General features: G+C 59.3%; 13 protein-coding genes and 1 pseudogene. 10 read left to right on the top strand and 4 right to left on the bottom strand.

The window, feature by feature from the left end; genetic code table 11:
• Window positions 1-490 precede the first annotated feature (490 nt).
• The 5 genes from HBO10_RS23145 to HBO10_RS23165 all read left to right on the top strand — a co-directional run bounded on the left by HBO10_RS23145 (window position 491) and on the right by HBO10_RS23165 (window position 4,563).
• Window positions 491-991 carry a DUF4822 domain-containing protein gene (locus tag HBO10_RS23145; RefSeq protein ID WP_034126009.1) on the top strand — a complete coding sequence of 167 codons (501 nt, stop codon included), beginning with the start codon at window positions 491-493 and terminating at the stop codon, window positions 989-991.
• 53 nt (window positions 992-1,044) lie between these two features.
• On the top strand, window positions 1,045-1,479 hold the full coding sequence (locus HBO10_RS23150) for a hypothetical protein (RefSeq protein WP_034126010.1): 435 nt from the start codon (window positions 1,045-1,047) through the stop codon (window positions 1,477-1,479).
• A gap of 144 nt (window positions 1,480-1,623) precedes the next feature.
• Window positions 1,624-2,577 carry a 2-hydroxyacid dehydrogenase gene (locus HBO10_RS23155; RefSeq protein ID WP_034126011.1) on the top strand — a complete coding sequence of 318 codons (954 nt, stop codon included), beginning with the start codon at window positions 1,624-1,626 and terminating at the stop codon, window positions 2,575-2,577.
• 129 nt (window positions 2,578-2,706) lie between these two features.
• Entirely contained in the window at window positions 2,707-3,774 is a 1,068-nt protein-coding gene (locus HBO10_RS23160) for a phosphotransferase family protein (protein WP_034126012.1), read from the top strand.
• A gap of 21 nt (window positions 3,775-3,795) precedes the next feature.
• A complete protein-coding gene (locus HBO10_RS23165) occupies window positions 3,796-4,563 on the top strand; it encodes an SDR family oxidoreductase (RefSeq protein WP_034126013.1) in 768 nt (255 codons plus the stop codon).
• Window positions 4,564-4,604: 41 nt separating this feature from the next.
• Here HBO10_RS23165 and HBO10_RS23170 read toward each other — a convergent pair whose 3' ends face one another.
• Together HBO10_RS23170 and HBO10_RS23175 are read right to left on the bottom strand one after the other, a co-directional pair.
• Window positions 4,605-6,086: a hypothetical protein gene (locus HBO10_RS23170; RefSeq protein WP_230633828.1), complete on the bottom strand. Its 1,482-nt coding sequence runs from the start codon at window positions 6,084-6,086 to the stop codon at window positions 4,605-4,607.
• A gap of 291 nt (window positions 6,087-6,377) precedes the next feature.
• Window positions 6,378-9,746 (bottom strand): calcium-binding protein, encoded by a 3,369-nt coding sequence (locus HBO10_RS23175; protein ID WP_169922117.1) that lies wholly within the window; start codon window positions 9,744-9,746, stop codon window positions 6,378-6,380.
• A 197-nt stretch (window positions 9,747-9,943) separates the two neighbouring features.
• On the opposite strand from HBO10_RS23175, the gene HBO10_RS23180 reads away from it, so the two are divergent.
• The gene (locus HBO10_RS23180; RefSeq protein ID WP_034126015.1) at window positions 9,944-11,377 is read left to right on the top strand and encodes a PLP-dependent aminotransferase family protein; all 1,434 of its coding nucleotides are present in this window, start codon (window positions 9,944-9,946) and stop codon (window positions 11,375-11,377) included.
• Window positions 11,378-11,461: 84 nt separating this feature from the next.
• Window positions 11,462-11,863 (top strand): cupin domain-containing protein, encoded by a 402-nt coding sequence (locus HBO10_RS23185; protein WP_019820196.1) that lies wholly within the window; start codon window positions 11,462-11,464, stop codon window positions 11,861-11,863.
• 66 nt (window positions 11,864-11,929) lie between these two features.
• Here HBO10_RS23185 and HBO10_RS23190 read toward each other — a convergent pair whose 3' ends face one another.
• Window positions 11,930-12,559 carry a DNA-3-methyladenine glycosylase I gene (locus HBO10_RS23190; protein WP_034126016.1) on the bottom strand — a complete coding sequence of 210 codons (630 nt, stop codon included), beginning with the start codon at window positions 12,557-12,559 and terminating at the stop codon, window positions 11,930-11,932.
• A 215-nt stretch (window positions 12,560-12,774) separates the two neighbouring features.
• On the opposite strand from HBO10_RS23190, the gene HBO10_RS23195 reads away from it, so the two are divergent.
• Window positions 12,775-14,100, top strand: a complete 1,326-nt coding sequence (locus tag HBO10_RS23195; RefSeq protein WP_169855370.1) for a C4-dicarboxylate transporter DctA — start codon at window positions 12,775-12,777, stop codon at window positions 14,098-14,100.
• A gap of 19 nt (window positions 14,101-14,119) precedes the next feature.
• Here the strand turns inward: HBO10_RS23195 and HBO10_RS31440 are convergent.
• Window positions 14,120-14,230, bottom strand: a pseudogene (locus tag HBO10_RS31440) (outer membrane lipoprotein carrier protein LolA); the annotation flags it as partial.
• A gap of 25 nt (window positions 14,231-14,255) precedes the next feature.
• Here HBO10_RS31440 and HBO10_RS23200 point away from each other — a divergent pair.
• Complete coding sequence (locus tag HBO10_RS23200; RefSeq protein WP_014718317.1) at window positions 14,256-14,957, top strand: FadR/GntR family transcriptional regulator; 702 nt, start codon at window positions 14,256-14,258, stop codon at window positions 14,955-14,957.
• A gap of 16 nt (window positions 14,958-14,973) precedes the next feature.
• Complete coding sequence (locus HBO10_RS23205) at window positions 14,974-15,660, top strand: GntR family transcriptional regulator (RefSeq protein WP_034126017.1); 687 nt, start codon at window positions 14,974-14,976, stop codon at window positions 15,658-15,660.
• Window positions 15,661-15,840: the final 180 nt, after the last annotated feature.

Below are 15,840 nucleotides of genomic sequence, written 5' to 3' on the forward strand. Positions count from 1 at the left end.
GACCTTAACAGGGGCGCGATTGTCCGGGATTCTTGTGAATAAGCAAAGACTTAGCTGAGGAACGGCAATGCAGTGCAAAGCCTGGAAGGCGGTCCATGGGCAGCTCAGTTGAGTCAACGCCAGATGCGCACCGCCTTTACCCACCTCACGAGCCCCCCCTGCCGGCGTGGCATTGGGAGGGTCGATCAGGCAAGGCCGGCGAAGCTGTGTTTAAACAAATCCAGTCATTCAAAGTTCTCCAGTGGCAAGCCGCTGACAGAAACCCAACATCAATTAAAGTTACGCACCCTCACATATAAGAAAGTTCTTACAGACAGTTAATCAGCGCATCTGGACTGAAACTCTAATTATTGCGGGTTTTGTTGCAAGGGTTTTCCCAAGCATTGAGAGCCCCTCCTATCACGTCTATATTCCAGCTCAGCTCAAAAAAACAAAGTCCTCTAAACCCACGACAGCAGAATTAAAAACCTCACTCGCCAGGAGCGACTTGATGAAAAAACACAACCTTATTTTCTCGCTGATACTTGCCACCGGAATGCTCAGCCCATTGGCCAGCCAAGCACAACCGGCAGTAGAAAACTCCGACGCAAGTGCCCTGGGCACATCCCCCCGCTGGCTGACGACAAAAGTTTATATAGAGGGCGCCCCAGAGATCGATGTAAAGGACAAGTACCCAGGTGTCGTTGGAATATCAGCGTGGGACCCTGAGCGTAATCGCTACGAATTTTTCTACACCGATACCGGGCTATCAAAATATGACAACGGCGGCGGCGGTTACTTCATGGTAACAGGGGACAGGAAAAACCATATCCTGATACCCGATAAAGGTGCAACGAGAACCATCGTCAGAAAACTTGAGACGTTGAACAATCAGGAATTCACTTACTCTCGTGAAGTGCCGCGCGACATGATCGACGCCAACCCTCTTGTTCGAATACATGTGGTTCATGCGCCCTATACCGGATCAGTAAAAACCACCCCCACCCACTAACCCTCAACACTCACCCCACGAGTAGCGACAATACTCATAAAAGGCCTCACTCAATGAAAACGCTATTAAAGCCTTTATTGGCGTCTGTTTTATTGTTCTCTACCCTTGTTGCAGGCGGCCTTCATGCGCAGGCTTCCACATCAGGAAAACCTGTCGCCATCAGCGCTGACAATGCGGTGCTGCTGACCGTTTTCCTCAAACATGACCAATCTCGCAACTTGAACGAAATAAGAACAAAACTCACCGAACAGGAACTCTTTAAAGTATTCCCTCCTGAAGGGGTAGAGATCGTCAGTTGGACCATCGCCATGGGGATCGGCCACGTCATCGTTCTACGCTTCCCCGCCTCGCGCCTGCGGGAGGTCAATCTCGCCATCGAACGCTCTGCATGGGGGCCCTTCAGGACAGAGTTCTTTCCTACCTACGATTACATGGACATCGTAGCGGCCGAACAGAGCAAGGTGCGCAAGCCTGCACCCGCTAAATAATTCGCCCGCGTGCAAACAGCGTCTCCCGCTCGCCGAGACGCTGGCACCTTTCGCAAAATCAGTCGCGCTTTCTCGGGCCCTCGGCATTTCGCGCAACAAAAATGCAGCATACTCAGAGCATCGAACTCACCGGAGAGCTGCCCCATGCCCACCACCGTTCTGGTCCTGGTTGAAACCATCAACGAGTACCTGCAAATCATCGAGAGCAATGACTTTCATGTGATTCTGGCGCCGACGCCCGTCGAACGCGCTCAGGCGATCAAGTTGCACGGTGGGCAGATCAAGGCCGTGCTGACCCGTGGCCCGCTGGGGTTGTACGCCGATGAAATCGCGGCACTGCCGTTGTTGGAAATCATCTGCGTGATCGGTGCCGGCTACGAACACGTGGACCTGCAGGCCGCGAGCAATCGTGGGATCGTGGTGACCAACGGTGCAGGGGTAAATGCGCCGTCGGTGGCCGACCATGCCATGGCGCTGCTGCTGTCGCTGGTGCGTGGCGTTCCCCAGACGGATGCAGCGGTGCGGCGTGGCGAATGGCCGAAAGTGATGCGCCCTTCCCTGAGCGGTAAACACCTGGGGATTCTCGGGCTGGGTGCGGTGGGGATGGAGATTGCCCGGCGCGCCGCCCTGGGGTTCGGCATGGAGGTGAGTTATCACAACCGCCAACCCCGCGATGACGTGGATTACACCTACTGTGCGACGGCTGTCGAGCTGGCGCGTACCTCGGATTTCCTGGTGCTGGCTACGCCCGGCGGTGCCAGCACCCGTCACCTGATCGACCGTCACGCCCTGGACGCCCTGGGGCCGCACGGCTTTCTGGTCAACATCGGGCGCGGCAGCGTAGTGGTGACCGCCGACCTGGTCGCCGCGCTGGAGCAGCGCCGCATCGGCGGCGCCGCGCTGGACGTGTTTGACGATGAGCCTGCAGTGCCCGATGCCCTCAAGCGTCTGAGCAATACTGTGCTGACGTCCCACGTGGCCGGCCTGTCCCCGGAAGCGGCCCATGACACGGTGCAGCGCGTCGCTGATAATCTGGTGGAATACTTTGCCGGCCGCCCCGTGCTTACACCGGTGGCCTTGCCAGCGCCCGCAAAATGACCAATCAGGCACGCTGATCACCCTTCAACACGCTAACCTATTAAACCGCCCCGACCTTGTCGCTGGGCGGCTATGCGCATTAGATTAGGAAATAGTCCAAGGCCTTTAGAATAAGCAGAAGGGATAAGCATGGCGCTGAACGACCAATCGACCCAGATTCGCCCAGGCGAAGAACTTGATGCCAGCCTGATCGATCCCTATCTCAAAGCTCATATTCCGGGCCTGAGCGGTACCGTCAAAATCAGCCAGTTCCCTGGTGGCGCGTCGAACCTGACTTACCTGCTGGAATACCCCGACCAGGAATTTGTGCTGCGTCGCCCGCCGTTTGGTCACAAGGCCAAGTCTGCCCACGACATGGGCCGCGAATACCGCATTCTCAACCAGCTCAAAGATGGCTTCCCGTACTGCCCCAAGGCTTATGTGCACTGCACCGATGAATCGGTGATCGGCGCCGAGTTCTATGTGATGGAGCGCGTCAACGGCATCATCCTGCGTTCCGACCTGCCGGCTGAGCTGGGCCTGGACGCCACCCGCACCGAAGCCTTGTGCAAGAGCTTTATCGACAAGTTCGTCGAACTGCACCAGGTCGACTACCACGCCTGCGGCCTGGCCGACTTGGGCAAGCCTGAAGGCTACGTGGCGCGGCAGATTCGCGGCTGGGGCGAGCGCTATGAAAAAGCCCTGACGCCCGACGCGCCAAAATGGGAGGCGGTACGCGCCTGGCTCAACGACAAGATGCCTGCCGACCACCCCACCTCCAGCATCGTGCACAACGACTACCGCTTCGACAACGTGATCCTCGACCCGCACAACCCGATGCAGATCATCGGCGTGCTGGACTGGGAGCTGACCACCCTGGGCGACCCGCTGATGGACCTGGGCAACACCCTCGCCTACTGGATCGAGGCCGCGGACCCGGCGCCGGTGCAATTGATGCGCCGCCAGCCGAGCAACGCCCCCGGCATGCTCACCCGCCGCCAGTTTGTCGACTACTACGCCGAGCGCTCCGGCATCCAGATCGACAATTTCGATTTCTATTACACCTACGGCCTGTTCCGTCTGGCCGGGATTGTGCAGCAGATCTACTACCGCTTCTTCCATGGCCAGACCCAGGACAAACGCTTCGCGCAGTTCATCCACATGAACAAACTGCTGGAGCAGATGAGCCTGAATGTCATCGGCAAATCAGCGCTCTGAGTGCAACTACAAGGAACCCTCATGTCCAAGACCAACCTGTTCGACCTCGATGGCAAGATTGCGTTTGTTTCCGGCGCCAGCCGTGGCATCGGTGAAGCCATCGCCAAGTTGCTGGCCCAGCAAGGCGCCCATGTGATTGTCTCCAGCCGCAAGCTGGAGGGCTGCCAGCACGTGGCCGATGCGATCATCGCCGAGGGCGGCAAAGCCACGGCCATTGCCTGCCATATTGGAGAAATGGAGCAGATCACCCAGGTGTTCGCCGGCATTCGTGAACAGTTCGGCCGCCTGGATATCCTGGTCAACAACGCCGCTACCAACCCGCAGTTCTGCAACGTACTGGACACCGACCTGGGCGCATTCCAGAAGACCGTTGACGTCAATATCCGTGGTTACTTCTTCATGTCGGTGGAAGCCGGCAAGCTGATGCGCGAGAACGGCGGCGGCAGCATCATCAACGTGGCCTCGATCAACGGCATCTCGCCGGGCGTATTCCAGGGCATCTACTCGGTGACCAAGGCCGCCGTGATCAACATGACCAAGGTATTCGCCAAGGAGTGCGCGGCGTTCGGTATCCGTTGCAACGCGTTGCTGCCGGGCCTGACCGATACCAAGTTCGCCTCGGCACTGGTCAAGAACGATTCGATCCTGAAAGTTGCCCTGGCGCAGATCCCGCTCAAGCGCGTGGCCGACCCCAGCGAAATGGCTGGCGCGGTGTTGTACCTGGCCAGTGACGCATCGAGCTACACCACGGGCGTTTCGCTCAACGTGGACGGTGGCTTCTTGTCCTGAAGCCGCCGGCACTGTCGGTGGCGAACGGGCTCGCCTGTTTGTCACCGCGCACGTACAGCGCTCATGTCGATCTTAAATAGCACCAGTTTGCCATCTGGCAGGGTCGCACCAATGACCTTGAAAAGCCGTTGACGTGCCAGTGCATCCGCAACCTGCTGCCCAGCACCTGGATCGTGACTGTCCAGTTTGCTCAGGACCCGTGTGACCCAGCCATCCTCCATCTGGAAGTGCTGATTGACCCTAGCCATGCTGACGTGGCTGGATTTGGCATGTTTGACTTCAAGCACATAGACATCGCCCGCCGGCCCCATGAATACCAGATCGAAGCCATTCTGGCTGCCGCCGTAGGTCCCACCGGGAATGATTCGATAGCCATCATTTTTAAGTAACTCACGGTACATTTGCTCATTGGCCGCCCCACGCTGCCTGGTCTGCTTAATGTCCAACGCCCTCCATTGATCAAAAAAATCCTGTTCATCCCCGCGCCTGCCGCGATAGGGATAATGAAGCTGGTCATTGACGGCAACGGCCTCTAGATTGAACGTTCCCTCACGACGGGCCGCCACGGTGGCCATGCCTTGAAACGCATCAAACTGCACAACACCCGGTGGTAATGCGACGCCCTCAGCCCTGGCGTGCATCCCGAGCAACAGGCGGTCATACGGGTAGCCATGGGTCCAGATGTGTGCATCAATCATGCGATCTCGCTGCTGCACGGGCGCGTTGCGGATACGCGGGTTATCGAATGCAATCATCTGCCGCGCATATTGGCGCATATAGCCGTACGTCTGCTTGTCCACGGTCGACATCAAGCCCTGGCTCATATCACTGGTAACACCGGTGTAGCCCAGCGATTTGCGGGCGGCGTTAATGATTGCGCCGATGCTGTCCAAGCGCATTTCGGGCACCCACGATGCCCGGCTGCCGCCAGTATCCAGGTAAATACCCGGCGCGCTGTTGGAACCATTCGGGATCAGTTGGTATTTATTTCTCGTGCTATCAAGCTCGACGCGAACCAGCACGCTCCCCACCTCCAAATAGGCGACGGCCGGGTCACCAGAGAGCTGAATCATCCCGTCTTCGGTGATGGAGCCGCGAGGCTGCAACACACCATTCGCATTCTGCATGTAGAGCCTGTTATCGCCTGCCTTGTAGTGGTCCAACGAAAACAGTTCATCACCGTAGTAGTTTTGCCCGCCAATGACGTACTGTTTTTTCCCCGGGATAGGAGTCCCCGTCGCTGCACCAGCACCTCGCGCATCGTAGAGCTGCAGATCCCACTGCGGATCTCGCGGCCCGGGTGTTGGCATCGTCACTGGCGTGGCTATCGGAACACTGGAATGCGCTGCGGTCGTCACGTTTGTCCAGGTTGAAGTATTCCCAACCCTCTGTACCACAGCTGAGCCGGCAGCCAGTTGATGCGCCAAGCGCGGGTGATAAGTACCACTGGCCGGCTGATGGACCACTTGCACCGTTTGCCCGGTATCCAGATTGACGTAACTGCGGCCGTTCACATCATGCATACCCTCGGCACTGACGGCTCCAAGCGTATCGCCTGTCACCCATACAGCCGTTGGCGGTGGCGGCCCAGGCAGATCCAAAGCACTTATTTGCGGGACCCCAAGCAAACCACCATTGCGGTATCGCGTGCGCTGCGCGCCTTGATACGCCGGTTGAGTGGGACTGGCCGGGCGGCCATAGTCCCTGACCATGACAGTGTCGGCACCGTCACCGGCACGCCCAGAGGGTCGGCCGGCAGTTCTGGGCGATTGCGGTTTTTGCTGCATAAATAAAAAATCCCTTTTAATGATCAATCAGACTGGGTCAACACCGCTGAACCGCAAGTCCGCAGACGTTACGGTACGCAGCGGATCAACATCCGCCCCCCAGCAATCGCGGCCTGAATCGTAATGAACGCCTGACACCGTGCCGTCGCTCAGCTCCAAGCCGATAACGCGCAGCTGACGCGCCATCAAGGTTGACCACTGGCGAGAACGCCGCAACGCTTCCCAGACCTCGGCTACAGTCTGATAAGGGGAGGCATCCAGTTGCGCGAGATAGATGCCCCCCAGGTCCTGGCGGATGTCGTATTGCTCGCCCTCCTTGGTGAGTACGCTGACTTGTTCCAGCGGCACCGAAGGGTCTGTCACGGGTGGCAGCAGCACCTTCACGCTGCCGAGGGTCAGCGTGTTTTCGTTCAAGACGATGTGCGCCCGCTCAATCAGCTCACCAAGCTTGGCCGTGTTGATCCGCCAGAACGATGCGTCCGACTTTTTGGCCAGCGCGCCCGGCGTGGACAGGTAGATCGTTGAGCCGGTACTGGGCACCACTTCATAGGTCGACGCCCGCCCCATCAACGAGTAAGACTTTTGATAATGCGGTGGGGCAGGAATAACGACTTTCTGCGGCGACGATTGCAACCAGACCCCCTTGGCACTGTGCGGTCGAAAAAAACCGTGTATCCCTGGCCTTTTTACCAATGCCGAGCTGCCATCGAAGGTATTGAATCCTGGTGAGGCGCGGTCCTGGGTATAGGTTTGCTGGGCCGCCTGTATCCGGTATGAGACGCCATCATTCATGACCAGTACAAACTGGCAGTCCAGTTTGAGGCTGACCGCGATGATGTTTGACGTCACGTTGGTGCGTATCGAGGATCGATCACTGGCATATTCGCAGAGGACCAACTGACTGCCGTCGGTGAAACTGATGGTTAATTTCACGTCGCTATAGGTCAGCGAATCGAAGTGAACCAACCTGCGTAGGGTCACACGGTAACCGGCCAATACCTGGAGAACCTCCTGCGACGAATAATCCACGTACAACACGCAAGCAGTCGCGTCGCTTTTAAGACGAACTTCGACCACCTTTCTGTGTGGCCCACGTTCGATGAAACAGCGGGTCGAACGCCCATGGGGCACCACGAACGTTCCGGCGTTCAACACCCTGTCCAGGCTGACGCCCTGGCCACCTGCTCTCACGGCGACGGTCACGTCGGCGTCCTCGTTGCCAACCAATGTCGGTTCGAGAATCGGCTCAAGCATGTAGCCGTCCTCCGTGAGAAACAGCAGGCTGTGCTTGTTCAACCAGCGCCGGTCATCACCTTGCGTATAGAGCTGCTCAAGCTTGATCACGTGCTGCGGCAGTTCGCCATTAACGCCCCGCCAGACCACAATGACCAACGCACACCCCTGGACGCCCCAATGGGCGATAGCCGAGAGAGGCCAGCGCATCTCGATCACGGCACCCTCGGCCCAGTCCTGCTCGTATAGCGAGACCGTGCCGCGGTTGGTGGCCAGAACATAACGGTCCTTGCCCGCTCCGCCGTCCACCCAGGCGTTGGAACCCAGCACGATCACCGTATCATTGCCCTGCGCGGCCTCGATCCGATCGCCATCGCCGTTTGCGATTATCGTATTGGCCTGTTCCGAACCCTTGACTTGGCTGGCAACCCCGGCTGGCGTGGCGATATTTTCTATCGAGTCGAGGCTGATCGAGTGATGAGGCAGCGGTTTGTCGATATCTTTGCGCCGCACGACGGTGCCCGCCTGCAGGTCGATGGCATAGCCTTGCGTGTTGTGCTCATAGATTGCCGAGTTGGACAGGTAGAGCGTATCGCTGCCTGCCTCGCCACGCAGCTGACTGGCCGGGCGATGTGCGTCGGCCTCGTCCAGTGTGCCCGTCGGCATGTCATAGCTGAATACGTCGTCCCTGGCGCCACCGGTCAGCTGCTTTTGGCCTTCACCGAACTGAAAAATATTGGGGATCTCAGCGAAGCCTTTGACATCGTCATTGCCGCCCCCCAGCCGCCAAAGCACCGCGGAATTCGCATCACCCTGACCAAGCACCACACCAGGCAGACGGCCAACCGAGGCGCTGGAAGCATCTATTTGATCATTCTGGTCGACGAGCATCGGCTCGGTGGTGTCGATGTAGGGATCCTCACCCTCGGCTTCGTTCCATCGATGCTTCCAATGCCGGACCGGGCTCAGCCGCACCTCAAACCCACCATTGACTACCGCCTGTACGGTGCCTCTGAGCGCCCCCCTGAGCCAGGTCTCGGCCTGATTGGTCAGGTGCTGCGCATACCAATTTTCCATCCTGGCCAGGGCGAACCGCTCACGTATTTCTTTCTCCGGTTCCTTGCCCTGAAATGCCAACCAGCCCGTGTGCAGCCGCTCGAAAACACTCAGCTCGATATAGTCATCAATTTCATCCACCTGACGAACCGCCGCATAGAGTTGCGCGCCAAACATCAATACGGCGGCGGCGGCAATACCCAGCGGGCCGGCCACGCCGAATCCAGCCAACGCTGCAACCCCCAGGGCCACACTGACGCTGGCGCTCACGATACTGAAGCCGGCGTTGACGTAATGATCAAGCGCTTCCTTGCCAGTGCTGTTCGCCGCCTTATGCAGCGATTGCTTGGCATTGTGATAGTCAAACGGCAACGTCAGCACCAGAGCGAACAGGCCGGCGCCCCGTCGCAGGGTCTGGCCAAGAGAACTGGCGCTGAAACCTGCTAACACCTTATGCCCGTTTTCCAGCAGCCGTCTGCCCAAGCGCTCCAGCGCCAACTCCAGTGCCGTGCCCGTGAGGTTGGCAAACAACTCTGCGCCTGTGACTACCGCCTCATTGATATCGCCGGTCTTGATCGCTTCGGCCAACGCGTTGATCGCACTGTAGTACCCGTAAACCTCCAGCCCCGCACCCATTACCGCCAAGCTTCGGCTTTTCTTCGGCTCGACCCAACCAGGCATTCCCTCCAACTGCGCCGCTTGGTTGAGATTGGTTTTCTGCACTGAACGTAACAGCCTATCGAGCTTGCCCACTGCACCGGCATTTTCGTCTCCCGGCTTGACCACCAGTAAAGGCGCAGCTTGTGTAGAGCGCAACGCCGCGAACTCAAATAGCACAGCGGCGCTGCTGTCGCTGACAGAACTACTCCCACGAAGATAACGCTGCAGTCTGGACGCCGAGAACCGAATTGAATCCAGCAGCGCCTGATCTGCCTCGCGTACCGCCAGACGATGGGTCTTGACCGGTTTTCCCGCCACCTGGGCACCCATGGCGGCCAGGTCTATACGCGAGACAGTCAACTCGCCAACCACCAGCGGTCCCAGGCTCTGGTCCAGGGCGAGCAAGGTCTCGCGCCTCTTTTTAGTATGTGTTGTCGATGTCGTCATGAGTCCGGCTCCCTATGCCATCACGTTGAATAACGCGGGCGGCAGGCAATCGGTGCCTGCAATAGGGGAAATCATGGCGGCCGGTAATAGCCAGGCGACGGTAGATACTTATACGCAGGGGCAACTGAGTCATAGATATTTTGAGCCCGCACCGCAAGCGAGTAATCTTGGCGCGGAGTGAAGCCTTGGGATGAAACATGGAACTGCACGTAGTCATCAATGGCCGCAAGGACCTGGCCGAACAGCTCTACCAGCAGTTGCGCGAAGCCATCGCCACCGGGCGGCTGTCGGCAGGCGCACAACTGCCCCCCAGCCGACTGCTCGCCGAACAACTGGGCATCTCGCGCAAGACGGTGTCGGACACCTACGCCACCTTGACCTACGAGGGCCTGCTGGTTGGCAAGATCGGCCGCGGCACTTTCGTCAATGCGTGGGCGCCACAGCCCGACCGCGTGCAAACCGCCACCGACCTGGCGTGTGCCGCCAACCTGGGCAAATGGGCCGCACTGCCCTCACCCATAGGCCACCCCGCCCGCGAGGAGATCCTGCGCTACGAATTTATCGGCGGCGCGACGACACGCCACCAATTCCCCCAGGATGAATGGCGGCGTTGCACCCAGGATGCGTTGCGTCGCATCGCCCAGAACAGTGGCTTTTACAGCCAGCCAGAAGGCGTGCCCGCCCTGCGCGAAGCCATCGCCGGGCATATCGCGTTTTCCCGTGGGGTCAAATGCGGCGCCCGCGATATCGTAGTCACCAACGGGGCACAGCAGGCGCTGGACCTGCTTGCCCGCGTGGTGCTTGAACCCGGCAGCCTGGTCGCGATGGAAGACCCCGGCTACAGCCCCGCACGCCAATTGTTCATCGCGATGGGCGCCCGCGTCGCCAGTGTTGCCGTCGACGAACAGGGCCTGCAGGTCGACCAGATCCCGGATGGCACGCGCCTGATCTATGTGACGCCGTCCCACCAATTCCCCCTCGGCATGCCCATGAGCCAGGCGCGGCGCGAAGCCCTGCTGGACCGCGCCATTGCGCTCGGCGCGATCATCATCGAAGACGATTACGACAGCGAATTCCGCTACGAAGGCCGCCCCACCGACTCCCTGCAAAGCATGGATACCCGAGGCGTGGTCACCTACGTCGGCACCTTTTCCAAAACCCTGTCGCCGGAGTTACGCCTGGGCTACGCGGTGCTGCCGCCGGCCATTTATGGTGCGGTGCTCAAGGCCAAGCAATTGACCGACCAGCACAGCGCTACCTTGCCGCAGTGGGCACTGGCCAAGTTCATCAGCGAAGGCTACCTGCTCAAACATATTCGCCGCTGTCACGGCGTCTACGCGGGGCGTCGCGAACGCATCCTGCAGCGTCTGGCGGGCGATCTGTCGCCGTGGTTCGAGGCAGTACCGACGGTGGCGGGCTTTCACCTGGCGGCCCTGTGCAAGGTGCCGGTGAATATTCCATTGCTGATGGAACGGGCGCGTCAGGTCGAGGTGGGTTTATATCCCTTGGACGTGTTTTTTCACGACCGCCCGGTGCGCTCGGGGCTGATTCTGGGTTTCGGCGCCATCGAGACCCTGGATATCGACCCGGCGCTGGACAAGGTGCGGGATATTCTCCTGCAGATTGGCTAGGCGGTTTTCCGGCGCATTGGTCATTGGTGGCAAGCCCTCGGCGGCGTAGGGTGAAGCGGTCTTTCACCCGATGGAACCCTCATCATGAAACGCTTGTTCGCTGCTACCCTGATGCTCGCCTCCCTCAGTGCATTTGCCCACGACCCGGTCTACAACAAGGAAACGCTCAAGGTGCTGCAAGAACACGCCTTGACCAACGTGCCGGGCAAGAAAACCATCATGCTCACCGTGGACTACGCCCCCGGCCAGGCCACCGTGCCCCACAGCCACACTGGCACCGCCGTGGCTTATGTGCTCGAAGGCGAGATCACCTCGCGGGTCAATGATGAAAAGGCGATCACCTACAAAGCCGGGCAATCGTTCTACGAACCGGCCGGCTCGCGGCATTTTGAGTCAAGCAATGCCAGCCAGACCCAACCGGCCAAGCTGCTGGTAGTGATGGTGCTGGATGACAAGGCTGAGGTACTTACCCCACTTCCCAAGTAATCAGCAACACCACAAAACCCATGTGGGAGCTGGCTCCCACAGTTTTTAACCTGCTCTGCCAGTGATTCAGGGACGTTTGAACAGGTTGCGCTGGTGTTCAATGCGCGGGCGGCACTCACAACCCTCCAGATGATCATTGACCATCCCCATCGCCTGCATCAGCGCATACATCGTGGTCGGGCCGACAAAGGTCCAGCCGCGTTTCTTCAGGGCTTTGGACAAGCGCACCGAAGCCGCTGAGGTCGGATTGGCCGTCCAGTAAGCCATGTCCACCACTGCCGGCCGCTCTTGCGCGCCGGGTTCGAACGCCCACAGCCAGCGCGCCAGCGAGCCGGTCTCTTCCACCAGTTCACAGGCCCGGCGCGCGTTGTTGATGGCCGAGACGATCTTCGCGCGATTGCGCACGATGCCCGGGTCGCTCATCAACCGCTCGATGTCCGCCTCGCCGTAGTGCGCCACCCGGCGAAAATCAAAACCCTCGAACGCCTGTCGAAAGTTTTCGCGCTTGCGCAGGATGGTGATCCACGCCATCCCCGCCTGAAAGCCCTCCAGGCAGATCTTCTCGTACAACGCGATGTCATCCGCCACCGGCACGCCCCATTCGTGGTCGTGGTAATGCAGGTAAGCAGGCGCTGCAGTGCGCCAGGCGCAGTACATGCGCCCTGCTTCGTCGGTTGTCAGCCCTGATTGGTCCATCCATCACCTCGTATGCCGAGGACGATGATACGCAAAAAAAATTAATCTCCGCCAACCGCTCAAGCATCGTACTTACCGACCAACTGGTCAGACCGGGACCTGCCAACCGCCAAATATTTACTTGTGATTTGAAAAAAACCGAGCGTAGACTGGCCCCGCACTGGACTTACCGGTAAGACCACAACAATTAAGCCCTGGAACCACCAGGGCACCGAATAGAGATCCCTCCCATGCTCAGATGGTGCTCGCGTTCGATTTTCCTGCAAGTCGTGATTGGCCTGATGCTCGGCATCGCCTGCGGCCTGGCCCTTCCCGAATTCTCCTCGCAACTCAAACCCTTGGGTGACGGCTTTATCAAGCTGATCAAAATGCTGATCGGCCTGATCGTGTTCTGCGTGGTGGTCAGCGGTATTTCCGGCGCGGGCGACTTGAAGAAGGTCGGACGCATCGGCCTCAAGTCGGTGATCTATTTTGAGATGCTGACCACCGTCGCCCTGGTGCTCGGCCTGATCATGGCCTTCAGCACCGGCATCGGCAGCGGCGCCAATATTCACCTGGAGCAACTCTCTTCCGCCGGTTTGAATGAACTGGCCGACAAGGGCCAGCACATCCGCGGCACCAGCCAGTTTCTGATGGAGTTGATCCCCAACTCGGTAGTCGGCGCCTTTGCCGATAATAACGTGCTGCAAGTGCTGTTGTTTTCGGTGCTGTTCGGCAGCGCGCTGAACCTGGTGGGCGAAGCGGCCAGCGGGATTTCGCGACTGATCAACGAATTGAGCCATGTGATCTTCCGCATCATGGGCATGATCGTGCGCCTGGCGCCGATTGGCGTATTCGGTGCCATCGCCTTCACCACCAGCACCTATGGCCTGGACTCACTGCAACACCTGGGCAGCCTGGTGGGGCTTTTCTACCTGACCTGCTTTGCCTTCGTGGCGGTGATCCTCGGGCTGGTGATGCGCCTGTCGGGTCTGCGCATGTTGCCGCTGCTCAAGTACCTGCGCGAAGAACTGCTGATCGTGATGGGCACCGCTTCGTCCGACGCTGTACTGCCGCAGATCATGCGCAAGCTGGAACATTTGGGTATTGGCAGCTCCACCGTGGGTTTGGTAATCCCCACCGGATACTCGTTCAACCTCGACGGTTTCTCGATCTACCTGACCCTGGCCATCGTCTTTATCGCCAATGCCACCGGCACGCCGCTGTCGATGACCGACTTGCTGACCATCCTCCTGGTATCGTTGATCACCTCCAAGGGCGCCCATGGCATTCCAGGCTCGGCGCTGGTGATCCTGGCGGCAACGCTCACGGCAATCCCGGCGATTCCGGTGGTCGGCCTGGTGTTGGTGCTGGCGGTGGACTGGTTCATGGGCATCGGCCGTGCGCTGACCAACCTGATCGGCAACTGCGTCGCCACGGTGGCGATTGCCCGTTGGGAAAAAGACATTGATATCCAGCGCGCCAACAAAGTGCTCGACGGCCAGCAAGGCTATGCCTTCCAGGCCAAGAAGCCGGTGCTGCCGGCGCATCAGGAGTTCTAACAACGTTACCGCTGCCCCCTGTAGGAGCGAGCTTGCTCGCGAAAAACTTCAAGACACCGCGAGCATCCAGGCTGCCCGCGCTATCGTTGACGATCTTCGCGAGCAAGCTCGCTCCTACAGATGGCGGGATTATTCATTATCAAGGAGCGCACGACGTGATCAGCACCTCAACCGTCGTCAATTCAGTGGTAGAAAAACTGCGCGCCGCCTTGGCGCGAGGCCAGTGGCGCCGCGGTGAAATGCTGCCCGGTCAGCGCGAACTGGCCGAACAGCTGGGCATCAGCCGCCCGAGCCTGCGTGAAGCGGTGATCGTGCTGGAGACCCTCGGCCTGGTGCGCTCCATGCCGGGCAAAGGCGTGGTCGTGCTGGAAACCAGCGTCAGCGAGCCGCAATCGAGCGACGCCGTGGCCGATGCCAGCCTCGAGGACATCCTGCAACTGCGCTACACCCTCGAACCCTTCATCGTCGGCCTGGTGGCGCAGTCGATCAGCAGCAAGGAAATCGGCCAACTGCGCCTGACCCTGATGGACATGCGCGAAGCCCTGGATGCCGGCGATGCCGAGGCCGGCATGAACGCCTATATCGACTTCCATGAAGAACTCTTCGCCCTGACCTCCAACCCGATCTTCCAGAACGTGGTGCAGCAAACCAGCACCGCGCTCAAACAAAGCGCCCAGGTACTGCGCAACTCCCCTGAACACCTGGCCGAACGCTTGCAAGAGAACGAAGCCGTGGTACGCGCCATCCGCAACAAGAACAGCGCCCTGGCCAGTGCCGAAATGCGCCGGCACATCCTGCAGGAAGGCCTGCGCATGGGCATTCGCTTGAATATCCCGGACGACCATCTGGGCAGTTGATTTTCGGAGACCGGCCATGAACGCTCACGCCCTGCAACGCGACTCCACCCTCACGTCCCTACGCTGGACGCCCGAAAAAAAGCCCTCGGTGGACGATATCTACCCACGCTTGTTCGACGCCATTCTTGAGCAACGCATTGCGCCCGCCAGCCGCTTCACCGAAGAAGGCCTGGGCGAACTCTTTGGCGTGAGCCGCAGCGTGATTCGCCGGGTGCTCGCCAAGCTGTCCCATCAGCAAGTGGTCATCCTGCGCCCCAACCAGCGCGCCCAGGTCGCCGCGCCGGATGCCCAGCACACACGGCAGATTCTGGAAGCACGGCGCCTGACCGAAATGACCGTGGTACAACTGGCCTGCGCCCAGGCCACAGCGATGCAGATTCGCCAACTGCGCGAGCTGATTGCACAGGAGCGCAACGCCATTGAGCGTGACCAGCGGGGGCCGGCGATCCGGTTTTCGGGAGAGTTTCATCTGCAACTGGCGCACATGGCAGGCAATGCGCCGCTGGCACAGTTTCTCAACAGCCTGGTGCCGTTGACGTCGTTGATCATTGCGCAATTTGAAACAAAGGCCTGCACCTATTGCGCATGGCAGGAGCATGTGGCGATTGTGGATGCCGTGGAACAGCGCGACGCCCACACGGCTGTCGCCCTGATGACCCAGCACCTGGATCACCTGGAAACCCGACTACTGAAACATCACTGATCCCCAGTGAATGAAGATCAACCTGTGGGAGCTGGCTTGCCTTAATGCCATTGTAGGAGCGAGCTTGCTCGCGAAAAACTCACAGGCGCCGCATTCATTCAGCAAGCACGCGTTATCGTTGACGTTTTTCGCGAGCAAGCTCGCTCCTACAGTAAGGTGGCAAGCCAGCTCCCACATTGA

Origin of the sequence: Pseudomonas sp. WS 5503 (assembly GCF_012985385.1) — a bacterium.
Lineage (GTDB): Bacteria > Pseudomonadota > Gammaproteobacteria > Pseudomonadales > Pseudomonadaceae > Aquipseudomonas > Aquipseudomonas paracarnis.

What these genes read in the sequence shown, in the direction of transcription:
- HBO10_RS23155 (WP_034126011.1), top strand. Translation starts at nt 1,624, where the DNA reads ATGCCCACCACCGTTCTGGTCCTGGTTGAAACCATCAACGAGTACCTG.
- HBO10_RS23170 (WP_230633828.1), bottom strand. Translation starts at nt 6,086, where the DNA reads ATGCATGATGTGAACGGCCGCAGTTACGTCAATCTGGATACCGGGCAA.
- HBO10_RS23180 (WP_034126015.1), top strand. Translation starts at nt 9,944, where the DNA reads ATGGAACTGCACGTAGTCATCAATGGCCGCAAGGACCTGGCCGAACAG.
- HBO10_RS23145 (WP_034126009.1), top strand. Translation starts at nt 491, where the DNA reads ATGAAAAAACACAACCTTATTTTCTCGCTGATACTTGCCACCGGAATG.
- HBO10_RS23190 (WP_034126016.1), bottom strand. Translation starts at nt 12,559, where the DNA reads ATGGACCAATCAGGGCTGACAACCGACGAAGCAGGGCGCATGTACTGC.
- HBO10_RS23160 (WP_034126012.1), top strand. Translation starts at nt 2,707, where the DNA reads ATGGCGCTGAACGACCAATCGACCCAGATTCGCCCAGGCGAAGAACTT.
- HBO10_RS23175 (WP_169922117.1), bottom strand. Translation starts at nt 9,746, where the DNA reads ATGACGACATCGACAACACATACTAAAAAGAGGCGCGAGACCTTGCTC.
- HBO10_RS23150 (WP_034126010.1), top strand. Translation starts at nt 1,045, where the DNA reads ATGAAAACGCTATTAAAGCCTTTATTGGCGTCTGTTTTATTGTTCTCT.
- HBO10_RS23205 (WP_034126017.1), top strand. Translation starts at nt 14,974, where the DNA reads ATGAACGCTCACGCCCTGCAACGCGACTCCACCCTCACGTCCCTACGC.
- HBO10_RS23165 (WP_034126013.1), top strand. Translation starts at nt 3,796, where the DNA reads ATGTCCAAGACCAACCTGTTCGACCTCGATGGCAAGATTGCGTTTGTT.
- HBO10_RS23185 (WP_019820196.1), top strand. Translation starts at nt 11,462, where the DNA reads ATGAAACGCTTGTTCGCTGCTACCCTGATGCTCGCCTCCCTCAGTGCA.